Source organism: Streptomyces sp. NPDC054842, from assembly GCF_053611025.1.
This window is the reverse complement of the sequence record NZ_JBSGZN010000024.1, coordinates 47847-62578: the sequence shown is the minus strand read 5'-3', so window position 1 is coordinate 62578 and position 14732 is coordinate 47847. Positions and strand designations below refer to the sequence as shown.

Genomic DNA, 14732 nt, shown 5'->3' with positions numbered 1-14732 from the left:
AGGCCGCCGCTGATGTCCGTCCCCGCCATACCCCCCGTCCTCGCCGAGGTCGTCCGTTCCGGCTTCGTGGAGGGCCGCCACCGGGGCAGCCTGGTCCTGCTGGCCGCGGACGGTTCGGTGGAGCTGGCCCTGGGAGACGTGACGGCGCCCGTCTTCCCCCGCTCCTCCAACAAGCCGATGCAGGCGGCCGGTGTCCTGCGGGCGGGCCTCGATCTCGGCGGTGAGCGCCTCGCGCTGGCCGCCGCCAGCCATTCGGGCGAGCCCTTCCACCGCGACCTCGTCCTGAAGATGCTGACCGAGCACGGGCTGCGGGCCGAGCAGCTCCAGTGCCCGGCGGACCTGCCGCTGGACCCCGTCGAGGCGGAGACGTACCTGGCGGCGGGCGGGGTCCGGGACCGGGTGACCATGAACTGCTCGGGCAAGCACGCCGCGATGCTCGCGGTCTGCGTCCAGCGCGACTGGCCCGTGGACTCCTACCTGGACCCGGCCCACCCCCTCCAGCAGCTCATCCGCTCCGTGGTGGAGGAGGCGGCCGGCGAGCGGGTCGCCGCCGTCGGCACGGACGGCTGCGGTGCCCCGCTGATGGCGGTCACCCTCACCGGTCTGGCCCGCGCCTTCCGCTCCTTCGTGCTGGCCGCGCCCGGCACCGCCGAGCGCCGGGTCGCCGACGCGATGCGCGCCCACCCCGAGTACGTCGCGGGCACCCGGCGCCCCGACACCTGGCTCATGCGGGAGGTGCCAGGCACGCTGTCCAAGATGGGCGCCGAGGCCGTCCAGGCGGTCGCCCTGCCCGACGGCCGCGCCCTCGCCTTCAAGATCGACGACGGTTCGACCCGGGCGCTCGGCCCGGTGCTGTCCCGCGCGCTCGCCCTGCTGGGAGTGGACGCGCCGGTGCTGGCCCGCATCGGCCACGCACCGCTGCTGGGCGCGGGCCGCGAGGTGGGGGAGATCCGCGCGGCGTTCTGACCGCGGAGGTCCGGGGCCTGCCCGTTCGGTGTCCCGGTCAGGGCCGGTCCGGGTGCTGCGGGGCGCGCGGGCCGGAGTCCCGGGGCGGGTGTCGGGCGGGGTGCCGAGGCCGGGGCGGGGGCCGGGCAGCCGGTGGTGCACCGGACCGGAGGCGGGCGGCGAAAACCCGGCGACACCCGCCCGGCCGGAGACCTAGCGTGACCTCATGACCCATCGTGACGACATCGACGTACGAGCGATCACCGAGACCGACCTCCCCGACTGGATCCGAGCGCTGAACACCGGGTTCCTCCGGTCGCCGGCCGTCTCGGAGGGGGAGATCGCCGACCGGGCGTCGTACATCGTGCCGGAGCGGACCCTGGGCGCCTTCGACGGCGGCCGGTGCGTGGCGACGTTCCGCTCGTTCCCGCAGGAGCTCACCGCCGTCGGCGGGACGGCCGTGCCCGCCGACGCCATCACGAACGTGACCGTCACGGCCACTCACCGCCGCCGGGGCCTGCTCAGCCGCATGATGGCGCGCGAGCTCGCGGCGGCGAAGGAGCGCGGTGACGTGGTGGCGACCCTGATCGCCGCCGAGTACCGGATCTACGGACGGTACGGCTTCGGGCCCGCCACGACCGTCGCGGAGTGGACGGTCGACGTGCCGCGGACGGGTCTCGACCCCCACTGGTCGGGGCCGGGCGACGGCGGCCGCGTCGACCTGGTGGACGGCGAGGACGTACGCAAGGCCGGGCCCGAGCTGCACGACCGGCTCCGGCGCGTCCAGCCCGGCGCCGTCAGCCGCGACGCCCGCTGGTGGCAGGCGAACACCGGGGTGCTGGAACTGGACCGCGCGCCCTGGACGGAGCCCTTCTACGCGGTGTACCGCTCGGCGTCCGGCGAGGTCGAGGGCATGGCCGCGTACGAGGCGGACGACAACTGGGGCGACGCCAAGCAGCCGCTGAACACGGCGTCGGTGAGGTGGCTGACGGCGGTGACGCCGGCCGCGGAACGCGCCCTGTGGCGGTACCTGTGCTCCATCGACTGGATCACCCGCGTGAAAACGGGCCGGCGCGCACCCGACGACCTGCTCCCGCACCTCCTGCCGGACCCGCGGGCCGCCCGGATCACGACGCAGGCGGACTGGCTGTGGGTGCGGATCCTGGACGTCGTACGGGCGCTGGAGGCGCGTACGTACGCGGGAACCGGGTCGCTGGTCCTGGAGGTCACCGACCCGGACGGGCTGTCGGCCGGGCGGTACCGGCTCGACGCGGCGCCGGACGGCGCGTCCTGCGTGTCCACCGCGCGGGACGCCGAACTCACGCTGGACGTCCGTGAGCTGGCGTCCCTGTGGCTGGGCGACGAGTCGGCGGTGCGGCTCGCGGCGCTCGGCCGGGTGCGGGAGGAACGAGCGGGCGCCGCCGTGCTGGCCGACGCCCTGCTGCGTACGTCCAGGCGACCGTGGTGCCCGGACAGCTTCTGACGGACTGCGGACGGTGGTGCGGCGCGGCCCCCGGCCGGCCGTGGCGCTGACTCCTTCCCGTCGTGGCGGACGGTGGGCGGTGGTGCGTATCCGTGGCGATTCCCTGGTGCGGCGAACCGGCTGTTCGCGGTTCGCCCGTGGTGCGGTGCGCCCCCGCACGGGGTGCGGCGGCGCGGTGGTGCGACCGGTCCGGGCTCCCGGCTCCCCTCCGGAAGGGAGTCCGGCCGGCCGGACTGCCGGACGGTGCGTCCGGTCAGCCGGACTGGGCGAGCAGCATCACGAGGATCACGGCCCCGATGCCGCTGATCACGGTGTTCCTGGCCTTGAGCCCGACGGACAGCGCGACGAACGCGATGATGCCCATGGGCCCGTACCTCCACTGGACGAGGTACTCGAATCCGATGGCGAGTGCGGCGGCGGCGAGGGCGAGGAGCGGCATGACGGTCCCTCCTTCGGGACGTCTGTGGGACGCCTTCGGGATGGGGATACGGATCCCCCGTGAGGGGCCGGCCGCCTGGTCGAGTACGTCGTCCGAGGCGGCCAACCACTCTGAAGCTTGACCATGTTGCTCAAGTTGGTGACCAACTCCAACTGAGTTATCTCCGCTTGGATGCGTCTCATAACCACCTTCCTGGTAACTGCCGCAAGATGGCCCGAAGTTGTAGGGTTCGGGCGTGGAGCCGGAACAGGCCGCCGCGGGTGGGCGGGAGAGGTCGTCACGGCCACCGAGGTCGCACCGCGAGGTGGCCGACGAGCTGCGCAGCCGGATCAGGTCCGGCGAGCTGCGGCCCGGCCAGCGCATGCCCACGCAGGCCCGGCTCGCCGACGAGTTCGGCGTCGAGCGGGGGGCCGTGCGCCAGGCCCTGCGCATCCTCCAGGCGGAGGACCTGCTCGCCAACGTGTCCAAGGGCAGCCCGGCGATCGTCGCGCCCGCCGCGGGCGGTGGGCCGGCCGCGCCCGAGGCCCCGCCGCAGCCCACGATGGTGGCCCTGGCGCCGCGGATCGCCGCCGCCTTCGCGACCCCGCACGTGGCGATCGACGCGCTGTGCCTGACGGCGGTGTCACTCACGCTCGCCATGAGCGAGCCGTTGCTCCAGATCCACGCCGGGCGTACGAAACCGGCCAGGGTGGACGTGCGGGTGCTGCTGCCCAGCCGCGACATCGACCTCGCGTTCCCGGCGCGGGTGGACGACACCGGCGACGACCGCCTCCAGCGCTCCTGGCTGGCCCAGCGCAACGCGCAGGTGCGGGTCCTGCGCCACAACCTGCTGGCGCTGCGGTCCACGCATGGCATCGACGTGCACGTCACGTTCCGGGCGCTGCCCTTCACGCCGCCCGTGAAGCTGTACCTGCTCAACGAGTCCGAGGCGCTCTTCGCGTACTACACGCTCTCGAAGCGCGACGCGGAGATCGACCACGAGCCGCTGCAGATGTACGACGCCACCGGCACGCAGTCGATGCTGTTCGCCTTCGGGCAGGGTGCCGGAGCGCGGGACACGACGTTCGTCGAGCAGTCGCACCTGTGGTTCAACGCCCTTTGGGAGACCATCAGTTCGGAGCTGCGGATCTCGGACTGAGGTCCTGGGGGTCAGAGGGCCGGAGCGGCGACGATCAGCGCGAGCAGGACGGCGCCGGCGGAGCTGCAGGCGGGGCTCTTCGCCTTGAGGCCCACGGTGAGCAGCAGGAGTCCGACGATGCCCATGGGGCCGTAGCGCCACTGGACGGTCTGCTCGAAGCCGAGCACGAAGACGCTGGAGATGAGGGCGAGGGCGGGCATGGTGGTTCCTCCTTCGACGGCTTGCGCGGGACTGCGGTGCGGGCTGCGCTGCGAAGCGTGCGCGAGAGGAGGCAAACCTTCCGCCAACTCCTGGAAGTTGGCTGCCAACTCTGATTGAGTTGTCCCCACTTGGTAGCTACTTATAAACAACTTTCAAACAACTCCCCATAGATGGACTGAAGTTGTAGCGTTTGGTCGTGACCCAGGAGAACGGTGCCGTGAACGGCGACAGAAGGCGTTCGCCCCAGGAGATCGCCGAGGCCCTGCGCGACCGCATCCGCGGCGGCGACCTCAAGGCCGGCGACCGGCTGCCGACGCAGGCCGAGCTGGCCGAGCAGTTCGGCGTCGAGCGGGGCACCGTCCGCCAGGCACTGCGGGTCCTCCAGGAGGACGGGCTGCTCAGCAACGTCAGCAAGGGGAGCCCGCCGAGGATCGCCAAGGCGTCCACGCGCCCCGAGGCGCCGCAGCCCACGATGGTGGGGCTGGCCCCGCGGCTGGCCGAGGCGTTCGCCTCCCCGCACGTGCGCGTGGACGCGGCCTGCCTCACCGCCGAGACACTCATGCTGGCCCTCGCGGAACCGGTCCGGCTGATCCACGAGGGCCGCATCCGCCCGCGGTCCATCGACGTACGGATCCTGCTGCCCAGCCGGGAGATCAACCTCGCCTTCCCGGTCCCCGTCGAGAGCCGGGAGGACGGCGACCCCGACCCGGTGCACCGGCGCTGGCTCGCCCAGCGGGACGCCCAGGTGCAGGTCCTGCGGCACAACCTGCGGTCGCTGCGCGCCTCGCACGGCATCGAGGTGCGCGTCTCCTTCCGGGCGCTGCCCTTCACCCCGCCCGTGAAGCTGTACCTCCTGAACGAGGCCGAGGCGCTGATCGCGTACTACATGGTGACCAGGCGCGAGGAGGAGGTCGGCAGCGGGATGCTGGAGATGTACGACGCCCTCGGCGGCAAGTCCCTCCTGTTCTCCTTCGAGAAGCGCGCCGGGCAGCGGGACGCGGCCTTCGTGGAGGAATCCCAGAAGTGGTTCGACGCCCTCTGGGAAACCATCACGACGGACCTGACACTCTCCTAGTGACTTCTGATGCGTCGACGCAGACTGTTCGAGTGACGGAAGAGACGGATTCCCTGCGGGAGTTGACCGAGAAGGCGCGCTTCGTGCTCTTCGACTTCGACGGGCCGATCTGCGCGCTGTTCGCCGGCCACAGGGCCGAGCGGGTGGCGGCCGGCCTCGTGAGCCGGCTGGAGGAGCGCGGGCTGGGCGGTCTGCTCACGGACGGGGAACGGGAGTCGCCGGACCCGCACGAGGTGCTGCGCGCCGTCGACCGCCGCCACCCCGGGAGCGACCTCGTGGCGGAGCTGGAGGAGCGCCTCACCCGGGAGGAGCTGCGCGCCGCGGCCTCCGCCATGCCGACCCCGTACGCGGATCCGCTGGTCCGCACGTGGACGGCGGTCGGCGCCCGGCTCGCCGTCGCCACGAACAACTCCCCCGTGGCGGCCCGCGCGTACCTGCGGACCCGGGGCCTCGCCGACTGCTTCGGCCCGCACGTCCACGGCCGCACCCACGCCCTGCGCCTGCTCAAGCCCGACCCCCACTGCCTGAACAGCGCCCTCGACGGCCTCGGCGCGGCGGATCCCGCCGCCGCCCTGATGATCGGCGACACCCCGGCCGACCTCGCGGCCGCGCGGGCGGCGGGCGTCGCCTTCCTCGGCTACGCGCGCAACGAGGCGAAGGAGAAGGCGCTGCGCGAGGCGGGCGCGGGCCCGCTGGTCAACTCGCTGCTACCGGTACTGGCACTGGTGCGGCGCCAGAGACCCCGCTGGGCTGCTGCCGGGCGGGGGTGAGCGGTGCTGGCGGCGGGGGTGAGCGGTCCCCTACGGGCGGTGTGTCCGGGGCGGCCGGCACCAGGGGGGCCTCAGACCTTCAGCACCACCTTCCCCACCAGTCCCCGCTCCTCGATCGCCGTGTGGGCCTCGGCCGCGCGGCTCAGCGGGAACGTCCCGCCGATCACCGGGCGCAGCCGGCCCGCCGCCGCCTCGGCGAGGGCGGTCGTCGCGAGGCGAGTCCGCCCGGCGGTGTCGAACTGGAGGTCGCCGATGCCGAACAGGGTGATGCCGCGGCGGGCCGCCTCCTCGGGGTCGACCGGGGTGAAGCCGCCGGTGGGGGCGCCGTGGGCCGAGAAGCGCCCACCGTCCGCCGTCAGCGGGAAGGCGGCGGTGCCGAGACTCCCGCCGACGCCGTCGAGGACCACGTCGGCGGCGCGGTCGTCGCCCCCGAGGGCCGCGGCGGCGGCCGACGTCCAGTCCGGGAGGGTCGCGTCGACGGCCGCGTCGGCCCCCAGCTCCCGTACCAGCGCGAGCTTCTCCGGTCCCCGGGCCATCGCCACGACCCGGGCGTCGCGGGCGTGCGCCAGCTGGACGAGCAGGGTGCCCATGCCTCCCGAGGCGCCGAGGACGAGCACGCGGTCGCCGGCGGCGACGGCCGTCAGCTCCATCAGGCCGGCCGCCGTCACGCCGTCGTGGATCAGGGCCGCCGCCGTACGGAGGTCGAGCCCGTCCGGCACCGGGACCACGGCGGGGACCGCCGCCACCGCACGCTCCGCGTAGGCGCCCGTCACGAAGGCGGTCACCCGGCGGCCCCGCCACTCGGCCGGCACCCCGGGCCCGACGGCGCTCACCACTCCCGCCACCCCGCCGCCGGGCACGTAGGGCGGGACCACCGGGAAGAACTCGCGCCCCCAGCCGCTCCTGATCTGGGTCTCGACGAAGATCGTGTCGACGTAGGCGACGTCGATCACGACCTCGTCCGGGCCCGGGACCGGGTCGGGCGCGTCCACCGGTGCCAGGACCTCGGGGCCGCCGAACTTCGTCACCTGTGCTGTCAGCATCGTGCTCTCCTCGTGGACGGGCGTGCCGCTGATCGGCTTGTGCGCAGCAGTCTTCGACCTCGAGTCGGCTTGAGGTCAAGGGCGGCCCGGACGGACGGTGTGCGAGGCTCGGGGCATGGGTGAGAGCGGGCTGCGCGAGCGCAAGAGGCAGCGGATGTACCAGGACGTCTCCGACACGGCGATCGCGCTGTTCCTGGAGAAGGGCTTCGACGAGGTCTCCGTCGCCGAGGTGGCGGCCGCCGCGGAGATCTCCAAGCCGACCCTCTTCCGCTACTTCCCGACCAAGGAGGACCTCGTCCTCCACCGCTTCGCCGATCACGAGAGCGAACCCGCGCGCCTGGTCGCCGGGCGCCCGGCCGGCGAGTCACCGGCGGGCGTCCTGTGCCGGCGCTTCGTCGCGGGCCTGGAGCGGTTCGACCCGGTCACCGGGCTCAACGACGACCCGCGCGTCCTCGCCTTCCACCGCCTCCTGTACGGGACTCCGTCGCTGGCCGCCCGCCTGTACGCGTACCTGGAGCGCTCGGAGTCCGCGCTCGCCGACGCGCTCGGCGGCGACCTGGACGCCCGGCTCGCCGCCGGGCAGATCATCGCGGTGCAGCGGGTCCTCGCCCTGGAGAACTGGCGCCGGATGGCGGGCGGCGAGACGGCGGCGGGGGTGCGGGCGGAGGCCGTCGCCACCGCCGAGCGCGCTTTCGCCCGACTGGAGCGGACCCTCAAGGCAACCGAGGCAAAAATTTAACTCGGTAACGTTATTCGGTTACGCTCCATGGAATGACGTCACCCGACCCCGCCCGTGCCCTCACCCGCGAACGCGCCTACCACGAGACCTGCCGCGCCGCCCTCGCCGCCATGGTCGAGGGCGCCGAGGAGCAGGTCGTCACCGGCGAGGACGTGTCCGCCTCCGGCGCCGACGCCGAAGTCCTCGGCCACCGCTTCCGCAGCCACGCCAAGGAGATGCGCGAACTCCCCGAGGGCCCCCTCTTCTTCGGGCGCCTCGACTTCGACGGCGGCGGGGGCGAGCACGCCGGGCAGAGCTACCACATCGGCCGTCTGCGCATCACCGAGCAGCCCGCCGCCCCGCCGCTCGTCGTCGACTGGCGCGCCCCCGTCTCCCGCGCCTTCTACCAGGCGAGCACCCGCGACCCGCAGGGCGTCGCCGTACGCCGGCGGTTCGGCTGGGCGCCGGGCAGCAGCGGCGCCTCCGCCGACTTGACCGGCCTGGAGGACGAGCACCTGACGGCGGACGGCGCCCGCCGGACCCCCGGCCACCCGGCGACGGGCAGCCGCATCCTCGCCCAGGAGATCGAACGCCCCCGCGTCGGCCCCATGAGGGACATCGCCGCCACCATCCAGCCCGAACAGGACGACCTCGTACGGGGCGAACCCACCCTCTCGGTCTGCGTGCAGGGCGCGCCCGGCACCGGCAAGACGGCGGTCGGCCTGCACCGGGCCGCCTACCTCCTCTACACCCACCCGCAGCGCGTGCGCCGCGGCGGCCTGCTGATCCTCGGACCCAACCGCACCTTCCTGTCGTACATCTCCGAGGTGCTGCCCGCCCTCGGCGAGACGGGCGTCCGGCAGTCGACCCTCGGCGACGAGATCGCGCGGCGTCCCGTGACCGCCGAGGACGACGAGCGGGCGGCGGCCGTCAAGCACGATGCCCGGATGGCCCGGGTGCTGCACCGCGCCCTGTACGGGCGGGTGACCGGCGCCGCCGCGGATTCCCTGGCGGTGCGGGACGGTTCGTACACGTGGCGGATCCCCGGCGGCGCGCTGGAGCGGATCGTGGAGGGCGTACTCGCCGAGGAACCGCCGTACGCGACCGGACGGGAGCGGGTGCGCACCCGGGCCGTGCGCCACCTCCAGGCGCAGGCCGAGCGGCGGGCCGGACCGCGCACGAACGCCTGGGTGCGGAAGATCTCCCGGGCCCGGGAGATGAGCGCGTACGTCGACGCCGTCTGGCCCGCGGTGCGGGCGGAGGAGGTGGTGGCCGGCCTGCTCGCCGACCCGGACGCTCTCGCCGCCGCGGCCGACGGGATCCTCGACGCGGACGAGCAGAAGGCGATCCTGTGGACCCGGCCCCCGCGGTCGTACCGGTCGGCGCGCTGGTCGGCCGCCGACCTCGTGCTCCTGGACGAGGTGGCGGGGCTCGTCGACCACCCGGAGGGCTACGGGCACGTGGTGATCGACGAGGCCCAGGACCTGTCCCCCATGGAGTGCCGGGCCATAGCACGCCGGTCGTCCTTCGGGTCGCTCACGGTGCTCGGCGACCTGGCGCAGGGGACGACGCCGTGGGCCGCCCGCGACTGGCCCGCGCTGCTCGCGCAGCTCGGCAAGCCGGACGCCGCCGTGGTGCCGCTGACCACGGGATTCCGGGTGCCCGAGGCGGTCGTCGGGCTCGCCAACCGGCTCCTGGACCGACTGGACGTGGACGTCCCGCGCGCCCGGTCGCTGCGCACGGACGGGGAGTTGAGGGTCAGGGAGGGCGCCGACGTGCTCTCCCTGACCCTCGACGCCGTACGGGACGCCCTCAGCCACGAGGGGTCCGTCGGCGTCGTCGCGGCCGACGCGCAGGTCGCACGGGTGCGCGAGGCGATGGACGCGGCGGGCGTCCCGTACGCCGGCCCCGGTGAACCGGGCGCGCGGACCACGGTGCTGGCCGCCTCCCTCGCCAAGGGCCTGGAGTACGACCACGTGGTGGCCGTGGAACCGGCGGCGATCGCGGAGGCGGAGGCGCGCGGCCTGCACCGGCTGTACGTCGTCCTGACCCGCGCGGTCTCGCGGCTGGACGTCGTGCACACCCGCCCGCTGCCCTGGTGAGACCGGCTCCGCCCGCCGCCGGTGACGGGCGCGTCCGGGGCCGCGCCCGTCGGGACGGGATCAGGGAGCCGGTGCGGACGCCGCCTCCAGTACGGGGATCAGCACCTCCTCCTCGTGAGCGAGGTGCGCTTCGAGCTCGGCGGTGAGGCGCTCCACCTCGCGGAGCGCGGCGGCGGGGTCGGCGTCCTCGGCGGTGACGGCGCGGCGCAGTTCCTCCAGCAGGACCGCGATCCGCTCGTGCTCGCTGCGCAGCCGCTCCAGGACCGGGGCGAGCCCGGGGTTCCGGTCGGCGGCGAAGGGGAACAGCATCGTGTCCTCGCCGGTGTGGTGGTTGCGCAGGCCCTGGCACAGGGTGAGGCAGTTGATCCGGAGCTGGGTTCCGAGCCCCGGCCCGGACCTCCCGAACTCCTGGCGGATGAGGGCGAGTTCACGCCGGAAGGCGTCGTGCACCACCCTCGGGGCCTCGCCGGTGGAGCGCGCCGCGATATCCGGCGGACCGGCCTTGGGGATCTCGCGCAGGGCCACGACGGGGATGACTCGCTCCGTCCTGGCCTGGTAGTCGGCCCAGCCGGGGTCGGCGTCGACGGCGCGCGCGAAGACCTCGTCGCGCTCCGCGCCGGTCAGGACCCCGGCCTCGGCCTCGTAGGTGAAGACGCCGGTCTCGACGCGCACGCGGGGGTCGGCGACCAGGTTCCGGAACCAGTCGGGGTGCCGGGGCGAGCCGCCGGCCGAGGCGATGACCAGGACCCGGCCGCCGCCGTCGGGGTGGTAGCCGACGGGTGTGGTGTGCGGGGCGCCGGTGCGGGCGCCGGTGGTCGTCAGCAGGAGCAGGCGCGCTCCCTCGAAGGGGCCGCCGACCCGTCCGCCGTTGGCCCGGAACTCGTCGATGATCTGCTGGTTGAAGGCGTTGGGCATTCGCTGCTTTCTTCCGTGGGCGTGTGTGCCGTCTTTTCCTTTTCCCTGTGATTCCCGATGCCCTGACTCCCGCCTTTCCCCTGTTTACGCGCAGGGGAGATCGCCACGGGGCGCACGCGCGCATGCCCGTGGTGGGGCGTGGAGTGGAAGAAGAAAGAGGGGCGGACTCCTGGCCCGCCCGGGCCTCACTCGGAGGCCGGGCACCCAACTCGCTCACGGCACAAGGCCGACCCGGCAGTCATGGGCGTTACGGTAATGCGCAGCGCGGGTGGTGGAAAGCGGATTAGGGATTCTGGCCGTTAGGGGGTGGGGGTTCCGGGCGGGGCGGGCGGAAACTTCCCAGGCGGAGACGGAGGCGAGCCGGGAAAAGGGGAAGCGGTCCGTGAGAAGCCGCCGAGTTTCGGAATCGGGCGCGCTGGGGCGCCCGTTCGGCCGCCGGTGCCACGGGCCGATGAGGCGGTGTCGGCTCGGAATGCCGACAGATCGCGAGGAGAGTCCATCGTGCGGGGCCTGTGGTCCGTCCCCCTCTCGTCACGTCATGCGACACCTACGGCGTGGCCGGTGAGGGGATCGGTGGTCCGGCCGGGGCCGCGGAGTCCGGTACGCCCGCGTAGTCGGGCAGCTCGACGCCGTTGATCGCGCGTCCGACCAGCTCGGTGAACCATGCGCCGGTGAAATCGGGGAGCGGCTCGGCGTCCGGCCCGGGGGCGGTGCGGCTGCGGGCGTTCAACCGGCCGATCTCCTGGTTGGCCTCGACGTACGACCGCATCCGCGCCTCGTAACGGGCGAACCCGGCGTCGGGATCCCATCCGGCGGCGGCCAGCTCTCCGGCCATCAGGTAGGCGCCGACCAGGGCGAGGCCGGTGCCCTGCCCGGACAGCGGCGACGAGCTGAACGCCGCGTCCCCGAGCAACGCCACCCGCCCGCTCGACCAGCGGTCCATCACCACCTGGGCGACCTGGTCGAGGTAGAAGTCCGGAGCGTCGTCCAGGTGCGCGAGGATGTCCGGTGCCAGCCAGCCCAGGCCCGCCATCCGCTCCCGCAGCAGGGTCTTCTGGGCCGCGACGTCCCGGGGGTCGACGTCGAGGTCGGCCGAGGCGGAGTAGAACACGGCCATCGCCCGGGTGGCGTCCTGGACGGGCCGCAGGAGGGCGGAGCGTCCGGACTCCTGGTCCTGGTACTCCAGCAGCCAGCGGTCCAGCCCGAACTCGTTGGGCACGCTGTAGAAGGCCAGCACGTGCCCGAGGCGGTGGAGGAACCGCTCGTCCGGCCCGAAGACCATCGCCCGCAGCTCCGAGTGCAGCCCGTCCGCCCCGACCACCAGGTCGAAGCGCCGCCGGCTCCCGCCCGCGAGGACCACGTCGACCCCGTCCGCGTCCTGGGCGAGCTCGGCGATCCGGTCGCCGAAGACGTACTCGACGCCGTCGCGGGTGTCGTCGTAAAGCACCTGGGACAGGTCCCCGCGCAGGATCTCGATGTCCGCGATGAACCCGTCGCCGCCGTCGTCGTCGGCCCGGAAGGTCTCCAGCACCTTCCCGTCCGCGTCCACGGTGTGCGCGCCGGCGGTGTCGGTGCACGCCGCGCGCACCGCCGCGTCCAGCCCCATGCGCGCGATGACCTCCCTGGCGACCCCGCGCGCGTCCACCGCCTGCCCGCCGGGACGCAGCTCGGGAGCCCGCTCCACCACGGTCACCTCGGCCCCTCGCCGGCGCAGCCAGTGGGCCAGCGCGGGTCCCGCGACGCTCGCCCCCGCCACCAGCACCCTGGGACCGCTCACCCGCGTCCCCTGCCCGCCCGTCCGGTCGGTGTGCCCCTGGTCGGAGTCGTCGACGCCCATCACAGCCTCCATGTGCTTCCTCCCGCGCGGGCACGTCCCCGGCACAGGCCACCGCTGTCGGTGTGTCCAGCCGTATCGACCACGGTTCCGCACAGAACTCATCGGTCACGGCGGACATCGACGGGAAACGCCGACTCCGACGAGACGCACGGCAACCCGGACGCGGGGTGAACCGGGCGGAGCACCAGCCTGTCGCCGGGCCGCCGCCTGAGAATCCGCCCGATCCGCGTGCACATCCACGGAGAACGGGCACCGGACCCAGGGTGCCGGGACCCGGGCGTGGCGTGGCGCACTTTTGCAAGCAGGCGCTTGCAAAAGTTAGCGGGGGTGGGGCAGGGTAGGGGCATGGCATCGCTCAACGTCGGCAATCTCGGTGAGTACCTGCGCGAACAGCGGCGCAACGCGCAACTGTCGCTGCGGCAGCTCGCCGACGCCGCCGGGGTGTCCAATCCGTATCTGAGCCAGATCGAGCGCGGGCTGCGCAAGCCGAGCGCGGAGGTGCTCCAGCAGGTCGCCAAGGCCCTGCGGATCTCCGCCGAGACGCTGTACGTGCGGGCCGGCATCCTCGACGCCGAGCGCGACCGGGACGAGGTGGAGACGCGCGCCGTCATCCTCGCCGATCCCACGCTCAGCGAGCGGCAGAAGCAGGTGCTGCTCCAGATCTACGAGTCGTTCCGCAAGGAGAACGGCTTCGAGATCGCCGTGGTCGCCGAGGACGTCCGGGACACCGACACGCAGACGGCTCCCGGCGTGCGGCGGACGCAGGACATACCGGATACACAGGACACCGACCGCCACGGCCCCCGCACGGCCGACGGCAGCGATGCCGGCCCGCAGCAGTCGGCCAGTTGAGCAGGACGACAGGCATGCCGCGCAGCGGACCGCACACACCCTCAGTCGACAGCCGATCCGGGAGGACCACCCTCATGGCCATCACCGACGACATCCGCAAGGCCGCCACCAACCCGACGCCGCTCTACTTCCTCGCCGGCACCGCCGACCTCGCCGTCCAGCAGGCCAGGAAGGTGCCCGCGCTCGTGGAGCAGATCCGCGCCGAGGCGCCGGCGCGCATCGACACCGTCCGCAACATCGACCCGAGCGCCGTCCAGGAGAAGGCCGGCGCCCGCGCCAAGGTGGCGCAGGAGACCCTCCAGACCAAGGTCACCGGCTTCATCAGCACCCTCGACACCGACCTGAAGAAGATCGGTGAGTCCGCCCAGGACCTCGCGCTGCGCGGTGTCGGCGTCGCCGCCGAGTACGCGGTCAAGGCCCGGGAGACGTACGAGAAGGTCGCCGAGCACGGCGAGCAGGCCGTGAAGACCTGGCGCGGCGAGGCGGCCGAGGAGATCGAGGAACTCGCCGTGGCCGTCGAGCCGAAGGCCGAGCCGGGCGAGATCAAGGTCGAGGACAAGCCCGCCGGGACCGCCACCGTGACCGCGGCCCCCGTGACGCCCGCGTCGGCGGCGAAGAAGGCGCCGGCCAAGAAGGCCCCCGCCAAGAAGACCCCGCCCGCCAAGTAGGCGGTACCGCAGGGCGGTCCCGCAGAGCCTTCTCGGACCGCCGGGCGGAGCGACGGAGCAGTTGAGCGCGGCCGGGCACCCTTGGGGTGTCCGGCCCGTTCTACGGGTACGGTGGCGGGCGTAGGTGTCGGGTCGGAACGGGCGGTGGGCAGCATGCTGATGTTGGGCTTCGCGGGGTTGTTGGGACTGCTGAAGATCGTCCTGATGGCCCTCGCCGCCTTCGGGCTGTTCGACGCGGCCTTCCGGCGCGAGGACGCCTTCCGTGCGGCGGACAAGCAGACGAAGCCGTTCTGGCTGATCATCCTGGCGCTCGCGCTGGTGGTGAGCTACCTCTTCTCGATCCTGTCGTTCCTGCCGATCATCGGCGTCATCGCCAGCATCGTCTACATCGTCGACGTCCGGCCCGCCGTGCGCACGGCCTCCGGCGGGGGCGGCGGACGCGGCCGCCGCGGCTCCAGCAGCGACGGCCCCTACGGCCCGTACAACGGCGGCCGCTGACCCCTCCCCACGGCTCCGGGTCCGGGCCACCTCGCAGCGGCGTCCGCT

General features: G+C 73.5%; 15 protein-coding genes. 10 read left to right on the top strand and 5 right to left on the bottom strand.

The window, feature by feature from the left end; translation table 11 throughout:
- Positions 1-12 precede the first annotated feature (12 nt).
- Together ACWGIS_RS20125 and ACWGIS_RS20120 are read left to right on the top strand one after the other, a co-directional pair.
- Positions 13-966 (top strand): asparaginase, encoded by a 954-nt coding sequence (locus ACWGIS_RS20125; RefSeq protein ID WP_453363789.1) that lies wholly within the window; start codon positions 13-15, stop codon positions 964-966.
- 205 nt (positions 967-1171) lie between these two features.
- The gene (locus ACWGIS_RS20120; protein WP_453363788.1) at positions 1172-2428 is read left to right on the top strand and encodes a GNAT family N-acetyltransferase; all 1257 of its coding nucleotides are present in this window, start codon (positions 1172-1174) and stop codon (positions 2426-2428) included.
- A 253-nt stretch (positions 2429-2681) separates the two neighbouring features.
- Here ACWGIS_RS20120 and ACWGIS_RS20115 read toward each other — a convergent pair whose 3' ends face one another.
- On the bottom strand, positions 2682-2867 hold the full coding sequence (locus ACWGIS_RS20115) for a hypothetical protein (protein ID WP_453363787.1): 186 nt from the start codon (positions 2865-2867) through the stop codon (positions 2682-2684).
- 235 nt (positions 2868-3102) lie between these two features.
- On the opposite strand from ACWGIS_RS20115, the gene ACWGIS_RS20110 reads away from it, so the two are divergent.
- Positions 3103-4005, top strand: coding sequence for a winged helix-turn-helix domain-containing protein (locus ACWGIS_RS20110; RefSeq protein WP_453363786.1), 903 nt, complete (start codon positions 3103-3105; stop codon positions 4003-4005).
- A gap of 11 nt (positions 4006-4016) precedes the next feature.
- Here ACWGIS_RS20110 and ACWGIS_RS20105 read toward each other — a convergent pair whose 3' ends face one another.
- Positions 4017-4205, bottom strand: a complete 189-nt coding sequence (locus ACWGIS_RS20105) for a hypothetical protein (protein WP_453363785.1) — start codon at positions 4203-4205, stop codon at positions 4017-4019.
- 191 nt (positions 4206-4396) lie between these two features.
- On the opposite strand from ACWGIS_RS20105, the gene ACWGIS_RS20100 reads away from it, so the two are divergent.
- Positions 4397-5281 (top strand): GntR family transcriptional regulator, encoded by an 885-nt coding sequence (locus tag ACWGIS_RS20100; RefSeq protein ID WP_453363784.1) that lies wholly within the window; start codon positions 4397-4399, stop codon positions 5279-5281.
- Between the two features lie 32 nt (positions 5282-5313).
- Positions 5314-6051: an HAD family hydrolase gene (locus ACWGIS_RS20095; RefSeq protein ID WP_453363783.1), complete on the top strand. Its 738-nt coding sequence runs from the start codon at positions 5314-5316 to the stop codon at positions 6049-6051.
- Positions 6052-6122: 71 nt separating this feature from the next.
- Here ACWGIS_RS20095 and ACWGIS_RS20090 read toward each other — a convergent pair whose 3' ends face one another.
- Positions 6123-7094: a zinc-binding dehydrogenase gene (locus tag ACWGIS_RS20090; protein WP_453363782.1), complete on the bottom strand. Its 972-nt coding sequence runs from the start codon at positions 7092-7094 to the stop codon at positions 6123-6125.
- A 115-nt stretch (positions 7095-7209) separates the two neighbouring features.
- Between ACWGIS_RS20090 and ACWGIS_RS20085 the strand changes: the two genes are divergently transcribed.
- On the top strand, positions 7210-7833 hold the full coding sequence (locus ACWGIS_RS20085) for a TetR/AcrR family transcriptional regulator (protein ID WP_453363781.1): 624 nt from the start codon (positions 7210-7212) through the stop codon (positions 7831-7833).
- 32 nt (positions 7834-7865) lie between these two features.
- Entirely contained in the window at positions 7866-9914 is a 2049-nt protein-coding gene (locus tag ACWGIS_RS20080) for a HelD family protein (RefSeq protein ID WP_453363780.1), read from the top strand.
- 60 nt (positions 9915-9974) lie between these two features.
- On the opposite strand, the gene ACWGIS_RS20075 is transcribed toward ACWGIS_RS20080, so the two are convergent.
- Positions 9975-10829, bottom strand: a complete 855-nt coding sequence (locus ACWGIS_RS20075) for a nitroreductase/quinone reductase family protein (protein WP_453363779.1) — start codon at positions 10827-10829, stop codon at positions 9975-9977.
- 547 nt (positions 10830-11376) lie between these two features.
- The gene (locus tag ACWGIS_RS20070) at positions 11377-12678 is read right to left on the bottom strand and encodes an FAD-dependent monooxygenase (protein ID WP_453363778.1); all 1302 of its coding nucleotides are present in this window, start codon (positions 12676-12678) and stop codon (positions 11377-11379) included.
- 333 nt (positions 12679-13011) lie between these two features.
- Between ACWGIS_RS20070 and ACWGIS_RS20065 the strand changes: the two genes are divergently transcribed.
- From ACWGIS_RS20065 to ACWGIS_RS20055, 3 genes are all read left to right on the top strand, one after another.
- The gene (locus ACWGIS_RS20065) at positions 13012-13518 is read left to right on the top strand and encodes a helix-turn-helix domain-containing protein (protein ID WP_453363777.1); all 507 of its coding nucleotides are present in this window, start codon (positions 13012-13014) and stop codon (positions 13516-13518) included.
- Between the two features lie 74 nt (positions 13519-13592).
- A complete protein-coding gene (locus ACWGIS_RS20060) occupies positions 13593-14186 on the top strand; it encodes a hypothetical protein (protein WP_453363776.1) in 594 nt (197 codons plus the stop codon).
- A gap of 153 nt (positions 14187-14339) precedes the next feature.
- Entirely contained in the window at positions 14340-14684 is a 345-nt protein-coding gene (locus ACWGIS_RS20055; RefSeq protein WP_183116814.1) for a DUF2516 family protein, read from the top strand.
- Positions 14685-14732 lie beyond the last annotated feature (48 nt).